The 14,378-nt window shown below is 72.9% G+C and carries 14 protein-coding genes; 3 read left to right on the top strand and 11 right to left on the bottom strand.

What is annotated here, in order from left to right; all coding sequences use genetic code 11:
* Nucleotides 1–86 precede the first annotated feature (86 nt).
* The gene (locus ACIA8N_RS02720; RefSeq protein WP_365777418.1) at nucleotides 87–899 is read left to right on the top strand and encodes a hypothetical protein; all 813 of its coding nucleotides are present in this window, start codon (nucleotides 87–89) and stop codon (nucleotides 897–899) included.
* Between the two features lie 20 nt (nucleotides 900–919).
* Here the strand turns inward: ACIA8N_RS02720 and ACIA8N_RS02715 are convergent, their stop codons facing one another.
* Together ACIA8N_RS02715 and ACIA8N_RS02710 are read right to left on the bottom strand one after the other, a co-directional pair.
* Nucleotides 920–1,405, bottom strand: coding sequence for a GNAT family N-acetyltransferase (locus tag ACIA8N_RS02715; RefSeq protein WP_399415521.1), 486 nt, complete (start codon nucleotides 1,403–1,405; stop codon nucleotides 920–922).
* A gap of 108 nt (nucleotides 1,406–1,513) precedes the next feature.
* Nucleotides 1,514–1,855, bottom strand: a complete 342-nt coding sequence (locus tag ACIA8N_RS02710; protein WP_365777414.1) for an antibiotic biosynthesis monooxygenase — start codon at nucleotides 1,853–1,855, stop codon at nucleotides 1,514–1,516.
* Between the two features lie 227 nt (nucleotides 1,856–2,082).
* Between ACIA8N_RS02710 and ACIA8N_RS02705 the strand changes: the two genes are divergently transcribed.
* The gene (locus ACIA8N_RS02705; protein ID WP_365777412.1) at nucleotides 2,083–3,267 is read left to right on the top strand and encodes a serpin family protein; all 1,185 of its coding nucleotides are present in this window, start codon (nucleotides 2,083–2,085) and stop codon (nucleotides 3,265–3,267) included.
* Here the strand turns inward: ACIA8N_RS02705 and ACIA8N_RS02700 are convergent.
* The 3 genes from ACIA8N_RS02700 to ACIA8N_RS02690 form a co-directional block, all read right to left on the bottom strand.
* Nucleotides 3,260–3,928: an O-methyltransferase gene (locus ACIA8N_RS02700; RefSeq protein WP_365777410.1), complete on the bottom strand. Its 669-nt coding sequence runs from the start codon at nucleotides 3,926–3,928 to the stop codon at nucleotides 3,260–3,262. The genes ACIA8N_RS02705 and ACIA8N_RS02700 overlap by 8 nt on opposite strands.
* The gene (locus ACIA8N_RS02695; protein WP_365777408.1) at nucleotides 3,925–5,022 is read right to left on the bottom strand and encodes a DUF2330 domain-containing protein; all 1,098 of its coding nucleotides are present in this window, start codon (nucleotides 5,020–5,022) and stop codon (nucleotides 3,925–3,927) included. The genes ACIA8N_RS02700 and ACIA8N_RS02695 overlap by 4 nt, the downstream gene beginning before the upstream one ends.
* Nucleotides 5,023–5,151: 129 nt before the next feature.
* Complete coding sequence (locus tag ACIA8N_RS02690; protein ID WP_365777406.1) at nucleotides 5,152–6,399, bottom strand: cytochrome P450; 1,248 nt, start codon at nucleotides 6,397–6,399, stop codon at nucleotides 5,152–5,154.
* 227 nt (nucleotides 6,400–6,626) lie between these two features.
* On the opposite strand from ACIA8N_RS02690, the gene ACIA8N_RS02685 reads away from it, so the two are divergent.
* Nucleotides 6,627–7,805 (top strand): steroid 3-ketoacyl-CoA thiolase, encoded by a 1,179-nt coding sequence (locus ACIA8N_RS02685; protein ID WP_030547809.1) that lies wholly within the window; start codon nucleotides 6,627–6,629, stop codon nucleotides 7,803–7,805.
* Between the two features lie 106 nt (nucleotides 7,806–7,911).
* Here the strand turns inward: ACIA8N_RS02685 and ACIA8N_RS02680 are convergent, their stop codons facing one another.
* From ACIA8N_RS02680 to ACIA8N_RS02655, 6 genes are all read right to left on the bottom strand, one after another.
* On the bottom strand, nucleotides 7,912–8,313 hold the full coding sequence (locus tag ACIA8N_RS02680; protein WP_030547800.1) for a transglycosylase SLT domain-containing protein: 402 nt from the start codon (nucleotides 8,311–8,313) through the stop codon (nucleotides 7,912–7,914).
* Between the two features lie 284 nt (nucleotides 8,314–8,597).
* On the bottom strand, nucleotides 8,598–9,470 hold the full coding sequence (locus ACIA8N_RS02675; RefSeq protein ID WP_365777403.1) for an ECF transporter S component: 873 nt from the start codon (nucleotides 9,468–9,470) through the stop codon (nucleotides 8,598–8,600).
* Nucleotides 9,467–11,176 (bottom strand): ATP-binding cassette domain-containing protein, encoded by a 1,710-nt coding sequence (locus tag ACIA8N_RS02670; RefSeq protein WP_365777401.1) that lies wholly within the window; start codon nucleotides 11,174–11,176, stop codon nucleotides 9,467–9,469. Before ACIA8N_RS02670 ends, ACIA8N_RS02675 begins: the two co-directional genes overlap by 4 nt.
* Entirely contained in the window at nucleotides 11,173–12,294 is a 1,122-nt protein-coding gene (locus tag ACIA8N_RS02665; protein WP_365777399.1) for an energy-coupling factor transporter transmembrane protein EcfT, read from the bottom strand. The genes ACIA8N_RS02670 and ACIA8N_RS02665 overlap by 4 nt, the downstream gene beginning before the upstream one ends.
* A 28-nt stretch (nucleotides 12,295–12,322) precedes the next feature.
* Nucleotides 12,323–13,036, bottom strand: a complete 714-nt coding sequence (locus tag ACIA8N_RS02660; RefSeq protein WP_365777397.1) for an SCO2322 family protein — start codon at nucleotides 13,034–13,036, stop codon at nucleotides 12,323–12,325.
* A 23-nt stretch (nucleotides 13,037–13,059) separates the two neighbouring features.
* Entirely contained in the window at nucleotides 13,060–14,310 is a 1,251-nt protein-coding gene (locus ACIA8N_RS02655) for a prenyltransferase/squalene oxidase repeat-containing protein (protein WP_365777395.1), read from the bottom strand.
* Between the last annotated feature and the right edge of the window lie 68 nt (nucleotides 14,311–14,378).

Raw genomic sequence — 14,378 nt, 5'->3', positions numbered from 1 at the left:
CCGCTCCGCAAACCCTCTGTGACCAGCACTCAGACGCCCTCAGTACGCTGTCCCCTCCAAGATCACGTCACAGGGGGACGGGCAGGATGAGCAGCGAACAGCCACACCAGGGCGGGTACGACGGGCAGCCCGGGTACGGCGGTCAGCCGGGATACGGCGGACAGCCCGGATACGGTGGACAGCCCGGCTACGGAGCACCCGGAGCACCCGGCGGCTACGGAGCACCGGCCCACCCCGCCCCCGCCCGCCCGGCCGCCTCCCATCGAGGGGCCTGGATCGGCGCCGGAGCCACCCTCCTCGCGGCGGTGATCGGCGTCGTCGGTACGTACGTGGTGACCAGCGGCAACGCCAAGCCCGTACCGCCCGCCGCACAGGGACCGGCGCCCTCGGCCACCACGGCCGGCGCACCGGGCGGCGGGTCGGCCGCCCCGGACGCGTCGCGGAGCGCGGACGCCTCGCCGTCCCGGTCCCCGGAGGCACAGGCCTCCGAGACCGCGGGGAGCCCGTCCGCGAAGCCGGCCGACACCGTCCAGTGGCAGGGCGCCCTGGCGATCACGTACGCGGACGCGAAGGACCTGGACTCCGCGCCCCCCGTGGAGTCCGAGATCAACGAGGAGAACGACTTCTCCGTCCACCCCTTCGGTACCAGTCACATGCTGAGCCCCGACGGCGGGGCCAAGGCGCTGGTGTGGAAGGACTCCACGAAGGCGCCCTCGCACGCGGACTGCGCGGGCGTCGTCGACACCCTGGGAACCACGACGGCGATGAAGACGAAGACCGGCCTGGTGCTCTGCGCCCGCACGAACGACGGCCGCGTCGCCCGGCTGACCGTGAAGGAACTCACCGGGCAGGCGAGCGACATGAGCGTGGTCCTCGACGTCGTCGTCTGGAGCGGCTGACCGCGACCGGCCCCGGCGGGTCAGAGGTCCTTGCCGTACCAGACGTCCATGTACGGCCCGGAGCAGTACGCCGGTATCTCCGCGTACCCGTGCCGCGTATACAGGGCGCGTGCCTCGACCAGGTCCAGGCGCGTGTTGAGGACCATCCGGCGTGCGCCGAGCGCGCGGGCCGCGTCCTCGAGGCCGTCCATCAGGACGCCGGCGCCGCCGAGGCCGCGAAAGGCGTGGCGCAGGAAGACCCGGGTCAGTTCGGCGCGTTCCCCGTCGAGGAGCAGGACTCCTCCGCAGGCGGCGGGCTTCCCCTCGTAGCGCCCGACGAGGAACTGCCCGGTCGGCGGGGTCAGCAGCTCGACCCCGTCACCGGCCAGCCCCTCGTCGATCTCCGCCTCGGTCGCGGGGCGCTTCCAGTAGCGGCTGGCGACGTCGTAGTAGTAGTCACGGCGCAGCGCGGTCGCGTCCGGGGTGTCGACGCGCTCGGGGGAGAAGGTCCAGGTCATGCGTGCCATTGTGCGGCGCGCACGACCCGGGACGCAGCTCCGTTTCCCCGGCCGGCCCGGCGGGGGCGCAGCTTCATTTCCCCAGCCCGGCCCGGCCCGACTCCGCAGGGGCGCGGATCAGTTCTTGGGGGACGCCTGCTGGACGACCTCGAACGACCAGAGGGTCGACCCGGAGGCGGCGGGCTTCGGCCGCTCACCGCCCTCGCTGCCCCCACCCTGGCCGCCGCCCTGGTGAGCGGCCTTCATGGAGCCGTTCATCCACGCCTGGAAGTCCTCCTCGCTGCGCCAGCGGGTGTACACCAGGTACTGGTCGGTGCCTTCCAGCGGGCGCAGCAGCTCGAACCACTCGAACCCGTCGGACCCCTCGACGGCCCCCGCGCGGGACGCGAAACGCTGCTCCAGCACCTCGCGCTGCTCGGCGGGAACGGTCAGGACGTTGATCTTTACGACGCTGGGCACATGACACCTCTCGGGAAGCACAGGCCGGGCACCGCACCCCGCCTTGATCACGTCCGTGCAGTCTCCTACATCCGCCGGTCAAAGCGGCGTGAGGACGACGCGCGGGCACCGCCCGTGGCGCGATCGCGACGGCCCCGCGCGGCGGGCAGCGGTCGCTCGCGAGTGAGGCTCTGCGAGAGTGGCTCGGTGCTTCCTTTCCCCCTCACGACGCTCACGGAAGGCACGACATGACGCAGACCCCCACCACCCCCCGGGCGGACGCGGTACGGGAGTTGGCCGCGCGCTGGTTGCCTCTGCTCGGGGACGGCGACTTCGTCGTCTCGCCCGTCGGGTTGTGGCTGGCCCTGGGGGCCGTCGCCTCCGGGGCAAGGGGGCGGACCGCCGAGGAGATGGGGGAGCTGCTCCGGGTCGAGGGGGCGGCTGCCGCCGAGGCCGTGACTTTCGGCGGGCGGTGGCTCGGACAGGCGCCCGGCGTGGCGGTGGCGACCGGGGTGTGGAGCCGGGTGCCGGTGCTCGACGCCTTCCGGGCGGGGCTGCCCGACGTGCGGTTCGGGCTGCTGCCAGGGGCGGTGTGGTCCGCACTGCCCGACGAGGCCTTCGGGGCGACGGACGACATGTCCCTCGGCGAGATCTCCGACGCGCAGGAGGAGCTCGACGCCTGGGTGCGCCGTGCCACCGGAGGGCGGATCACGCGGCTGCCGCTCGATCTGGACGGTTCCGAGGATCTGGTGCTGCTCAACGCCCTCGCGCTGAAGGCCTCATGGCTGACCGCCTTCCCCCGGCGTCTCACCCGTGACGAGCCCTTCACCGACGGAGACGGGAACACCCGGCCCGTGCCGACCATGCGGCAGCGGATCCCGGCCGGGTGGGTCTGGCACGTGGGCGGGGTCACCGTCGTCGAGCTGCCCTGTGCGGGGGAGGGCGGCGTACGGGTGCGCCTCGTGCTCGGGGCCGAGGGGGCCGGACCCGACTGGCCCGGGGCCGACGGGCCTGGCGACGTGCTGCCCGCCGCCTGGGCCGGGGCCGACGCGCGGCGGCCGCTCGTCGCGGACGCGGCCGATCTCAGCCTGCCGCGCTTCACCCTCCGTACGAAGACCGACGCGAGGAAGCAGCTGGCCGCACTCGGCCTGACCCGGGCGGTCGACCCGCGTCAGGCCGACTTCTCGGGCCTCTCCCCGGCGGACCTGTACATCGCCAAGGTCGTGCAGGAGGCGGTGGTCGAGGTCGCCGAGGAGGGCGTGGAGGCGGCGGCCGTCACCCAGGTGACGATGCCGCGCAGCGCCGCCCCGCCCCGTCACGAGGTGGTGGAACGCATCGCCTTCGACCGGCCCTTCGGCGTGGTCGTCCTCGACGGTTCGGGCGAGGTGCCGCTGTTCACGGGCTGGCGGCGGAGCGCGCCTCCGGTCAGCTGACGACCCGGGCGAGCAGCAGGCCGTCGTAGCCCTTCGCGCCGACCGTCTGGAGGGCCGTCGCGTCCAGTCGGGGTTCGCGGGCGACGAACTCGAACAGTTCGCGGGTGCCGGTGATCGCCGGGTCGTCCGGGTCCGGAGTGGCGACCCTGCCGCCGCGCACCACGTTGTCGACGATGATCACCGTGCCGGGGCGGGAGAGCTTCAGGGCCCATTCGGCATAGCGCGGGTTGTTGACCTTGTCGGCGTCGACGAAGACCAGGTCGAAGGGGCCGGCGCCCTCCGCCTCCAGCTGCGGCAGGGTGTCCAGGGCCGCGCCCGTGCGGACCTCGACGAGCTTGTCGAGGCCGGCGCGGGCGATGTTGGCGCGGGCGACGTCCGCGTGGGCGGGGTCGTACTCCAGGGTGATCAGCCGGCCGTCGGCGGGCAGGGCGCGGGCCAGCCAGATCGTGCTGTATCCGCCGAGGGTGCCGATCTCCAGGATGTTCCGGGCGCCCTGCGTCAGGGCGAGCAGGTGGAGCAGCTTCCCCTGGTTGGGGGCGACGGCGATCTCGGGCAGGCCGGCCGCCGTGGAGGCGGCGAGCGCGGCCGTGAGCACGTCGTCGGCCGGTGCGACGGTCCGGCTGATGTAGTCGTCGACCGCGTTCCACTGAGGGTTCGTCATGTCATCGAACGTACACCGGTGTCCACTGCCGGACGGCGCCGTGCCACGCGTACGAGCAGCAGTGCCGCGACCGCCACGAGCAGCAGACCGCCGCCCACCGTGAGGAGCCACACGGGGATGCCTCCGGCGACGGTGAGGAGTCGGTCGGTGTACTCGACCTGGCGGTACGGGGTGTCCGCGACGGTCCTCAGGCGGTGGTCGTCGTCGATCCGCGCCGGATCGGGGAACTCCTGTTCCATGACCGTCAGATGCACCGGGCGTCGCCCCGCGAGTCCGGCGAGGGCGCCCTCGGGGCGTTCGATCCGGCCGGCGAAGGTCACCTCGTGGGGGTCGCCGCCGATGGCGGAGCGGGGTTCCATCCGGTGGTCGGCCAGGATGGAGAGGCCGAGGGTCTGGGAGTTCGCCGCGAGGCGGGAGAGCCTCATGGGGTAGACGAGTTCGGGGGAGGCGAAGGTGATGCGGAGGGGCGTCAGTTCGCCCTTGAGGACGGTGTCCTTGTCCTCGGGTGCGAGGCGGACGGCGACGTACTCCCACTTCCGGTCCACGTACGGCTGGAGCGCGCCGGTCAGCCGGTCGGGCAGCTCGAAGCCGTGGGTGCGCAGCCAGTCGCCGAGGGCCTCCGGGTCGGTGGCCGTCAGCCGGGCGACGTCGAAGGGGCCGAGCCGCTCGCGGCCGACGACCCCGACGCCGGCGCCCTTGCCGGGCGAGGCGCCGGCCCCGTCGCCGTAGCCGCCCGCGAACGGCCAGTCGTCCTCGCGCGGCCAGAAGTGGAAGCGGTCGCGCTGCTCGGGTTCGGTGAGCCGTGCGATCTCGTCGAAGAGCGCCGGGTCGCCGAGGGCGACGTCGGCCCGGCTCGGCACCGGCATGATCCAGGCGGCGTGCCGGGCGTCGCCGTGGACGTTGAAGCGCATGACGATCGTCTCGGTGCGGCCGTCCCAGTGGACGGCCGACTCCTCCCGGTCGACGCCGATGCGCTCGGACTTCGACGGGATCATGGCGCCGCAGCCGCAGGCGTACGCCGGTGCGACGAGCGAACCGAGCTGGAGCGCGAGCAGCGCGACGATGGTGGTCAGGAATCTGTGTGTCCCCCGCATGCGGGGTGGGACGTCCCCGGCGGTGATCCGGTTCCGGGTCCGGTTTCGGGTCCGGGTCCGGGTTCGGTTGCGGGTTCGGGTTCGGTTCCGGGTTCGGTTCTGGTTCTGGTTGCCGGTTCCGGTCGGGGGTCAGGTGCCCGCGCGGACCCGGAGTTCCTTCACGCCGTTCAGCCAGGCGGCCCGCAGCCGGCGCGGTTCGCCGGCGAGCGTCAGGTCGGGCAGGGCGTCCGCGACGGCGTTGAAGATGAGCTCGATCTCCTTGATCGCGAGGGCCTTGCCGAGGCAGAAGTGGGGTCCGCCGCCGCCGAAGCCGAGGTGGGGGTTGGGGTCGCGGGTGATGTCGAAGCGTTCGGGGTCGGTGAACACCTCGGGGTCGTTGTTGGCGGAGGAGTAGAACAGGCCGATCCGGTCGCCCTTGGCGATCTTCTGTCCGCCGAGTTCGGTGTCCTGGGAAGCGGTCCGCTGGAAGGAGACCACGGGGGTGGCCCAGCGCACGATCTCCTCGGCGGCGGTCGCCGGCCGTTCCCGCTTGAACCGCTCCCACTCCTCGGGGTGGGTGAGGAAGGCGTGCATGCCGTGGCTGATGGCGTTGCGGGTGGTCTCGTTGCCGGCGACGGCGAGCAGCAGGACGAAGAACCCGAACTCGTCGGAGGACAGATTGCCCTGGCCCTCGGCGGCGACGAGCCGGCTCACGATGTCGGCGGCGGGGCGTTCCTTGCGGGCGGCGGCCATGTTCATCGAGTAGCCGATGAGTTCCATGGCGGCCTCGGCGCCGATCTCCTCGGTGATGGCGTATTCGGGGTCGTCGTACGCGACCATCTTGTTCGACCAGTCGAAGATGCGGGAGCGGTCCTCCTGGGGGACGCCGATGAGTTCGGCGATGGCCTGGAGGGGCAGTTCGACGGCGACCTTGGTGACGAAGTCGAAGGTGCCGTCGGCGTCCGCGCCGCGTTTCGCCTCGTCGACGATGGCGTGGGCGCGGTCGCGCAGCGCGGTCTCCAGGTTCCGGATCGCCCGGGGGGTGAAGCCGCGCTGGACGATCTGGCGGACCCGGGTGTGCTCCGGAGGGTCCATGTTGAGCATGATCAGCTTCTGGACCTCGATCTGATCCCTGGTGATGTGCTCGTTGAAGCGGATGACGGCCGTGTTCTCGTTCGAGGAGAACAGCTCGGGGTGGGTGGAGACGTACCTGACGTCCGCGTGGCGCGTGACGGCCCAGTACCCGGCGTCCTCGAAGCCCGTGATGCCGGGCGGCTGCGGGCACCACCAGACGGGTGCGGTCTGCCGCAGCCGGGCGAACTCGGGCAGCGGGACGCGGTCGCGGAGCAGATCCGGGTCGGTGGCGTCGAACCCTTCGGGGATGTGGGGGCAGGGCATCGGCAACACACTCCATATCTGATGGACCGTCAGGAGATGCCAGGGAAGTTAGTAACGAGTTCTACAAGTAGCAAGAGGCAGAACGGGAAGTGTTGCCTCCCGGACCCTTGCGTACCCGCGGTAGCAGTCATAAGACTGCACAGAGAACTAGAACGCGTACTAGTTCCCCGTGACGCCGACCGACGGGCTGCCGGGACGCCCCGTCCGGTCGAGGAGAGGACGAGCTCATGGCCGCGGAACCCGTCATCGTCGAAGCCGTACGCACCCCCATCGGCAAGCGCGGAGGCGCGCTCGCCAACCTCCACCCCGCCTACCTCCTGGGCGAGACCTACCGCGAGCTCCTCGGCCGCACCGGCATCCACGCCGACTGCGTCGAGCAGATCGTCGGCGGTACGGTCACCCACGCCGGCGAACAGTCCATGAACCCGGCGCGCACCGCCTGGCTCACCATGGGCCTCCCCTACGAGACGGCCGCCACCACCGTGGACTGCCAGTGCGGTTCCTCGCAGCAGGCGAGTCACATGGTCGCCAACATGGTCGCGGCCGGGGTCATCGACATCGGCATCAGCTGCGGCGTCGAGGCCATGTCGCGCGTGCCGCTCGGCTCCGGTTCCAAACACGGGCCGGGCAAGCCCTTCCCCGACGAGTGGAACGTCGACCTCCCCAACCAGTTCGAGGCGGCCGAACGCATCGCCCGCCACCGCGGCCTCACCCGCGAGCGCGTCGACTCCCTCGGCCTGCTCTCCCAGGAACGGGCCGCGAACGCCTGGGCCGAGGAGCGCTTCAAGCGCGAGACCTTCGCCGTTCAGGTCCCCACCACCGAGGAGGAACAGGCCGCGGGGCAGGGCATGTGGCGGCTCGTCGACCGGGACGAGGGCCTGCGCGACACCACCATGGAGGGGCTCGCCCGCCTCAAGCCCGTCATGCCGACCGCCGTCCACACGGCTGGGAACTCCTCCCAGATCTCCGACGGTGCCGCCGCCCTCATGTGGGCCTCCAAGCGCATGGCGCGCGCCCTCAAGCTCCGCCCCCGCGCCCGGATCGTCGCCCAGGCCCTCGTCGGCGCCGATCCGCACTTCCATCTCGACGGGCCGATCGACGCCACCCGCGCCGTCCTCGGCAAGGCCGGGATGTCGCTCAGGGACATCGACCTCGTCGAGATCAACGAGGCCTTCGCCTCGGTCGTGCTGAGCTGGGCGCAGGTCTTCGAGCGGGACCTGGACGGCCTGGAGAAGGTCAACGTCAATGGCGGCGCCATCGCCCTCGGCCACCCGGTCGGCGCGACCGGTGCACGGCTCATCGCCACGGCGCTGCACGAGCTGGAGCGCTCGGACAAGGAGTTCGCGCTCATCACGATGTGCGCGGGCGGGGCCGTGGCGACGGGGACGATCATCCAGCGGCTGTAGCGGCCGGTCGGTGCCTGTGTGGCGGACCGGCCCGGGAACGCCGCAGGCCCCGCCCTCCCTGTACGGGAGGCGGGGCCTTGCGGGTGCGCTGTGCGGCGGGTGTCTCTTAGTACCAGCCGTTGGCCTGCCAGAACGCCCAGGCGGCGTTCGGGGAGCCGTAGCGCTCGTTCATGTAGTCGAGACCCCACTTGATCTGCGTGGCGGGGTTCGTCTTCCAGTCGGAACCGGCCGAGGACATCTTCGAGGCGGGCAGGGCCTGGACCAGGCCGTAGGCGCCGCTGGAAGAGTTGGTGGCCTTGTGGTTCCAGCCGGACTCGTGCGAGACGATCTTGCTGAAGGACGCGTACTGCGAAGCGGGAACGATCTGTCGGGCGAGCTCCTGCGGGCTGGCGGCGGAAGCCGTGCCCGTCGTGCCCAGCACCGCACCGGACGCGCCCAGCAGCACGGCTGCGGAGGCGGCGATCTTCTTGTTGCGGGCAGAGACACGAGTGGTGAGCGAGCGGAACAACGTATCGACCTAACGTCGGGAACAAGGGCCGCGCCAGACGATTTCGGCAAGCCGGAACCAGGGCCCGGGGAATCCGGGAACTGGGGGGACCGGCCGTCCGAGGCGCTGTGGTGAGCACCGGCTGCCTGGCGACGTCCACCAGACAACCAGGGCTGGAACGCCGATGCAACGACCCCCTGTACGAGGGAGGTTCGGACTCGCGGGGGAACGACCCGGGGCCGGGCTTGGGATGTTTCCGCAGGTCGTGGGGGTATGTGGGGTGATTCGGGTGGCTTCGTCGTCTACTATTCCGCGTCGTACGTGACGTAGGTCCTGTGGGGCGCCTCACCCGGGGCACCCGTCTCCGGCCCCTTGAATGTGACCTGGGCCTCGAAGTTCGCCCGTCGTGTGGCCCGCCGCAGCGCCTTCAGGAGGGTGCCGCCGACCGTGAGGGTGAGGACGACGGTCAGGGCGGCCCTGCCGAGGTCCCAGCCGAGGGAGGTCGCCACCACGTAGGCGAGGAAACGGACCAGGTTCTCGCCGAGCGGAGCCCCCGGCTGGAACGAGACCCCGCTGCTCAGGCCCTGCAGCAGCACCCAGCCCTGCAGATTCATGACGGTCCCGTACGCGAACGCCGCCACGAAGCCGTACGCCGAGAGCATCAGCAGCTCCCCCCGGCCCCGCAGCCGGTCCGGGCCCGGCAGCAGGCCCGCACCCATCGTGAACCAGCCCATCGACAGCATCTGGAACGGCATCCACGGCCCCACACCGCCCGTGAGCAGGGCCGACGCGAACATCGTCACCGCGCCCAGGACGAAACCGAAGCCCGGCCCGAGGACCCGGCCGCTCAGCACCATCAGGAAGAACATCGGCTCCAGACCGGCCGTCCCCGCCCCCAGCGGCCGCAGGGCCGCGCCCACGGCGGCCAGCACCCCCAGCATCGCCACCGCCTTCGCGTCCATCCCGCAGTCCGCGATCGTCGCCACGACCACGGCGACAAGCAGCGGCAGCAGCGCCGCGAACAGCCACGGCGCGTCCCCGGCGTGCGAGGTGACGGCCGAACCCGCGTCCGCGAAGAGCGGCCAGCAGAAGGCGATGATCCCGACGAGGGAGACCAGGACGAGCGCGGTGACGGAGCGCGGTCCCAGGCGGACGGGGCGTGAGCTCGTCGTCCTCACAGCGCCTCCTCCACCTGCTCGACGGTGAGCCAGTGCCGCGGCGCCAGGATCTTCGCCACCTGCGGGGAGAACGCGGGGGAGGAGACGACGACCTCGGCCGTCGGGCCGTCCGCCACCACCTCGCCGTCCGCGATGATCACCACCCGGTGGGCCAGCTCCGCCGCCAGCTCCACGTCGTGCGTGGCGAGCACGATCGCGTGCCCGTCCGCCGCGAGGGTCCGCAGATGGGCGACCAGCCGGGCCTTCGCCGCGTAGTCGAGACCGCGCGTCGGCTCGTCGAGGAGGAGCAGCGGCGGGCGGCCGGTCAGGACGACGGCCAGCGCGAGCGTCAGGCGCTGCCCCTCGGACAGGTCCCGCGGATGCGTCCCGTCCGCCACCCCCGGCAGCAGCTCCGACACCAGCGCCCGGCAGCTCCCGGGCGCCGCGCCGGCGTCCGCGTCGGCCGCCGCGCACTCGGCGGCGACGGTGTCCGCGTACAGCAGGTCACGCGGCTCCTGCGGGACCAGGCCCACCTGGCGGATCAGCTCGCCGGGGGCGGTGGAGTGCGGGGCCCGCCCCGCGACGCGGACGGTGCCGGAGGTCGGGGCGATCATTCCGACCAGGGTCGACAGGAGGGTGGACTTCCCGGCGCCGTTGCGCCCCATGAGCGCGACCGTCTCGCCCGCGTGGACCTGGAGGTCGATGCGGCGCAGGGCCTCTACCCGGCCGCGGCGGACGGCGAGGGCCGTTACGTGGAGCAGAGGGGTGGGGGTGTCGGGTGCGGTGCGGCGCCGTTTGAAGAGAAACCCGGCCCCGCCGGCGTTTGAGGCGCGGGGTACGGGGCGGAGCCCCGAAAGCGGGGCCTGGGGCGCAGCCCCAGTTCGGGAAGGGGCGGGGTGGGGAAGAAGCCCCGCAGGGTCCCGCCCCTCCAGCCGTGCCTTCAGCCCGCCCGCCCTCCGTCGCGCGTCCCGCACCGTCAGCGGCAACGGCTCCCAGCCCGCGAGGCGCCCGAGCCCGACCACCGGCGGATACACCGGCGACACCGCCATGATCTCCGCGGGGGACCCCATCACGCCCTCCGGCAGCAGCATCACCTGATCCGCGTACTGCACCACCCGTTCAAGCCGGTGCTCCGCGAGCAGCACCGTCGTGCCCAGGTCGTGCACCAGCCGCTGGAGGACCGCGAGGACGTCCTCCGCCGCCGACGGGTCGAGCGCGGACGTCGGCTCGTCGAGGACGAGGACCTTGGGGTGCGGGGTGAGGACGGAGCCGATCGCGACCCGCTGGCGCTGGCCGCCGGAGAGCGTGGCTATCGGCCTGTCGCGGAGCTCGGCGAGACCGAGGAGGTCGAGGGTCTCCTCGACGCGCCGCCGCATGACGGCGGGCGCGAGGCCCAGGGACTCCATCCCGTACGCCAGCTCGTCCTCGACCGTGTCGGTGACGAAGTGCGCGGACGGGTCCTGGCCGACCGTGCCCACCAGGTCCGCGAGCTCGCGCGGCGGATGGGTGCGGGTGTCGCGGCCGTCGACGGTGACGCGGCCGGTCAGCGTGCCGCCGGTGAAGTGCGGGACGAGCCCGGACACCGCGCCCAGGAGGGTCGACTTGCCGACGCCCGAGGGGCCGACGAGCAGGACCAGCTCGCCCTCGGGGACGGTGAGGTCCACGTTCCGCAGGGTCGGTTCCGTATCGTCCTCGTATGTGACCGAGACGTTCTCGAAGCGGATCACGCGTTCTCCTTCGGAGCGGGGGCCACGAACGCGGGCAGCAGCCCCACCAGGATCGATACGGCGGGCCAGAGCGGAAGCTCCGGAGCTTCCAGCGGGACGACCCCGGGGTGCAGGGCCTCCGGGGCGTACGCGTTCGCCCAGATCATCAGGACGGCGACCGCCACCCCCGAACCGGCGACCAGCCAGGCCCTCGGGCCCCAGCGGTCCGGCCGGTAGCGGGTGCGGACCGTCCTGCGCCCGCCGAGCCGCAGCCCGGCCATGGCCGCCAGGAGCCCGGCGCCGAGCAGCGGAAGCCCGTACCCCGCGCCCTCGGCGGCGAGCAGCCCGTACGAGCCGGCGCAGACGCCGAGCAGCCCGCCAAGGGTCAGTACGTTCGTGGTGCGCCGTACGGAGGCGGGGACCAGCGCCGTCCGCCCGTACCCGCGCGCGTCCATCGAGGCGGCGACGGCGATCGACCGTTCCAGCGCACCCTCCAGGACCGGCAGGCCGATCTGGACGACCGCCCGTACGCCGCCGGTGGGGCGGCCCCGCAGGCGGCGGGCGGTACGCAGCCGGGCCACGTCGGCGACCATGTTCGGCGCGAAGGTCATCGCCACCACGACGGCGACCCCCACCTCGTACAGCGCCCCCGGCAGCGACTTCAGCAGCCGCGCCGGGTTGGCGAGGGCGTTCGCCGCGCCCACGCAGATCAGCAGGGTCGCCAGCTTGGCTCCGTCGTACAGCGCGAACACCAGCTGCTCGGCCGTGACCCGCCCCCCGATCCGTACCCCCTGCGCCCAGTCGGGCAGCGGCACCTCGGGCAGCGTGAACAGCTCGTGCGTCCCCGGGATCGGGGAGCCGAGCAGCAGCGAGAAGACGACCCGCAGGAAGACGACGAACAGGCCCAGCTTCACGAACGCGCCGTACGAGCGCGCCCAGGGCGCGTCCGTACGGCGGGCCGCCACGACATAGCCGGCGACGCCGACGAGCAGCCCGAGCAGGAGCGGGTTGCTGGTCCTGGACGCGGCGACGGCGAGGCCGAGCGCCCACAGCCACCAGGCGCCGGCGTGCAGGGCGTTGGCCCGGCTCGCCTCGGGGGCCGTGAACGCGCCGAGGCCATGGCCTGTCTTCTGGATCATGCCGGGCTCGCAGGATCTGCCGGCGCGCTCATGCGCGGCGGCGGGCCTTCCAGATCGCCGCCCCGCCGAGTGCCAGGACGGCCGCCCCGCCGGCGAGCACGCCGAAGGACGGGCCCCCGCGCTCCTCCCCGGCGGTGGAGGCGGCGGGAGCAGGGGACACGGAGGGTGCGGCCGACGGCGGCGAGGCGTCCTCCGCGACCTGCTCGCCGCAGCCCCGGGCCGGGTAACCGGCGATCCCGCAGAGCATGGCCGCGCCGTCGTACCGCAGCGGTTTCGCCACCGTGGCCAGCGCCTCCGCGCCCGTCGCGTCCTCGCGGACCTGGGCGCAGCCGGCCTCGACCGGCTTCGCCGGCGGGGTCTCGCCGGGCGGCGCGTCGGCCGGGCCGCCGAAGTCGACGACGACCGCGACCCGCTTGGAGCCGTCCTTCTTCTCCACCGCTCCGCAGATCTCGGTGAAGTCGGGGGCGACGGAGGGCAGGGAGGTGTCGGCCGTGCCGTTGCTGATCGCGAAGCGGAAGCCGATCACGTCACCTTCGGCGGGACGGGCCGTCGCCGGCCCCTGGGTGGCGTACGCCCACGGCTTGCCGCCGGAACTCTCCCAGAACGACCAGTAGCGGTAGCCGGCGGCCTGCGCCGGAGCCGCCGCGACCGACGTCAGGGTGAGCAGGGCTCCGGCCGCGGCGCCCGCGGCGAGGGCGCCGCGACGTCTCCCGGCCGCCTTCCCGGCCGCCTTCCCGGCCATCCTCCCGGCCGCCTTCACGGTCGTCACTTCTTGCGGCCGCTGACGAGGAAGCCGATGCCGACGCCGACGACCATGCCGATGCCGATGATCCACCAGACGTCGAAGCCGCGGCCCTCGTCCTCGGTCGTCGAGGACGCGGAGGTGTCGGGGGCCTTGGGCGCGGGACCGGTGGCGTTGAGCTGCTCCACCAGGTCCGCCGTGCCGAACTCGCGCGGGTCGGTGTCCATCGCGCGGGCGGCGAGGATCAGCTGCGCGTAGGCGGCGGGGCCGCTCTCCTTCGCCCAGGCGGCGGAGTTCTTCTCCAGCCACTCCAGGGCGGGCTTCGCCTCCTTCGCGGCGCCGGAGGCGGCGAGCGCGACGACGGCGTCGGCGGTGTTGCCGACGTCGGGCTTGTCGGCGGTGTCGGTGGCGCCCGGCATCGGCGGCAGGGTCAGGTGGCCGGTCTTCGCGAGGGCCTTCGTCAGATAGGAGGCGCCGTTCAGGGCGGCCCGGTCGATCGTCGGCTTCGCGAGATCGGTGCAGGCCGGGGGCTGTTCCGGGGAGGCCTTGGTGGCGACGACGCTCTTGCCGAGTCCGGCGAGGGTGGCCGCGGCGGTGGCGTCGGCGTTCGCGAGGAGCTTGCCGGTCTTGTCCGGCTGGTACGCGAAGGCGCCCGCGCCTTCCTTGTCCGTGCAGGGCAGCGCGAAGGTGAGGAGCGCGTCGTAGGGCGTACGGCCCTCGGCGGAGGTGAACGAGCCGGGCTTCACGCCCGTCGCGGCGATCGCGCCGATGACGACGGAGGTGGAGTTGGCGTCGCTGGCGCCACCGGCGCCGTAGCCCCAGCCGCCGTCCTTGTTCTGCACGGACCGCAGCCAGTCGCTGCCCGCCTTGACGGCGGCGTCGAGCTTCTCCGGTTCGGCGGCCTGGCGGCGGACGGCGCGGAGCGCCTGCACGGCGACGGCGGTGGCGTTGGTGTCGCGCATCGTCTTCGCGTCGCAGGGCTTCGTGACGTCCGCGCGGTACGAGCTGAAGGAGCCGTCCTCGCACTGCTGGCCCCGCAACCAGTCCACGGCCTGGTCGGCGGGCTGGAAGCCGGTGGCGCGCTGGGCGAGGAAGGCGAGCGACTGGCGCCAGACACCGTCGTACGTCGGGTCCTTCGTGCCGTACGGGCCGACCGGGGCCGTACCGGCCGAGGGGGAGGGCGAAGGCGCGGCGGTGGCGGCACCGGTTGCTCCGGTGCCGAGCAGGACGGCGGCGGCGGCGAGCGCGGCGGCGCCGCGGCGGACGGTGTTCATGGGGCCCTCTCGTGCGGCCGGGCACCGGCACGCCTCAGGGGCACCAGGCTCCGGCTCCGTATTCCTCG

It is taken from the genome of Streptomyces sp. NPDC051822, assembly GCF_044452745.1.
GTDB lineage: Bacteria > Actinomycetota > Actinomycetes > Streptomycetales > Streptomycetaceae > Streptomyces.
Note: the sequence above shows the minus strand (reverse complement) of the source record. Positions and strands in the feature narration are given on the sequence as shown.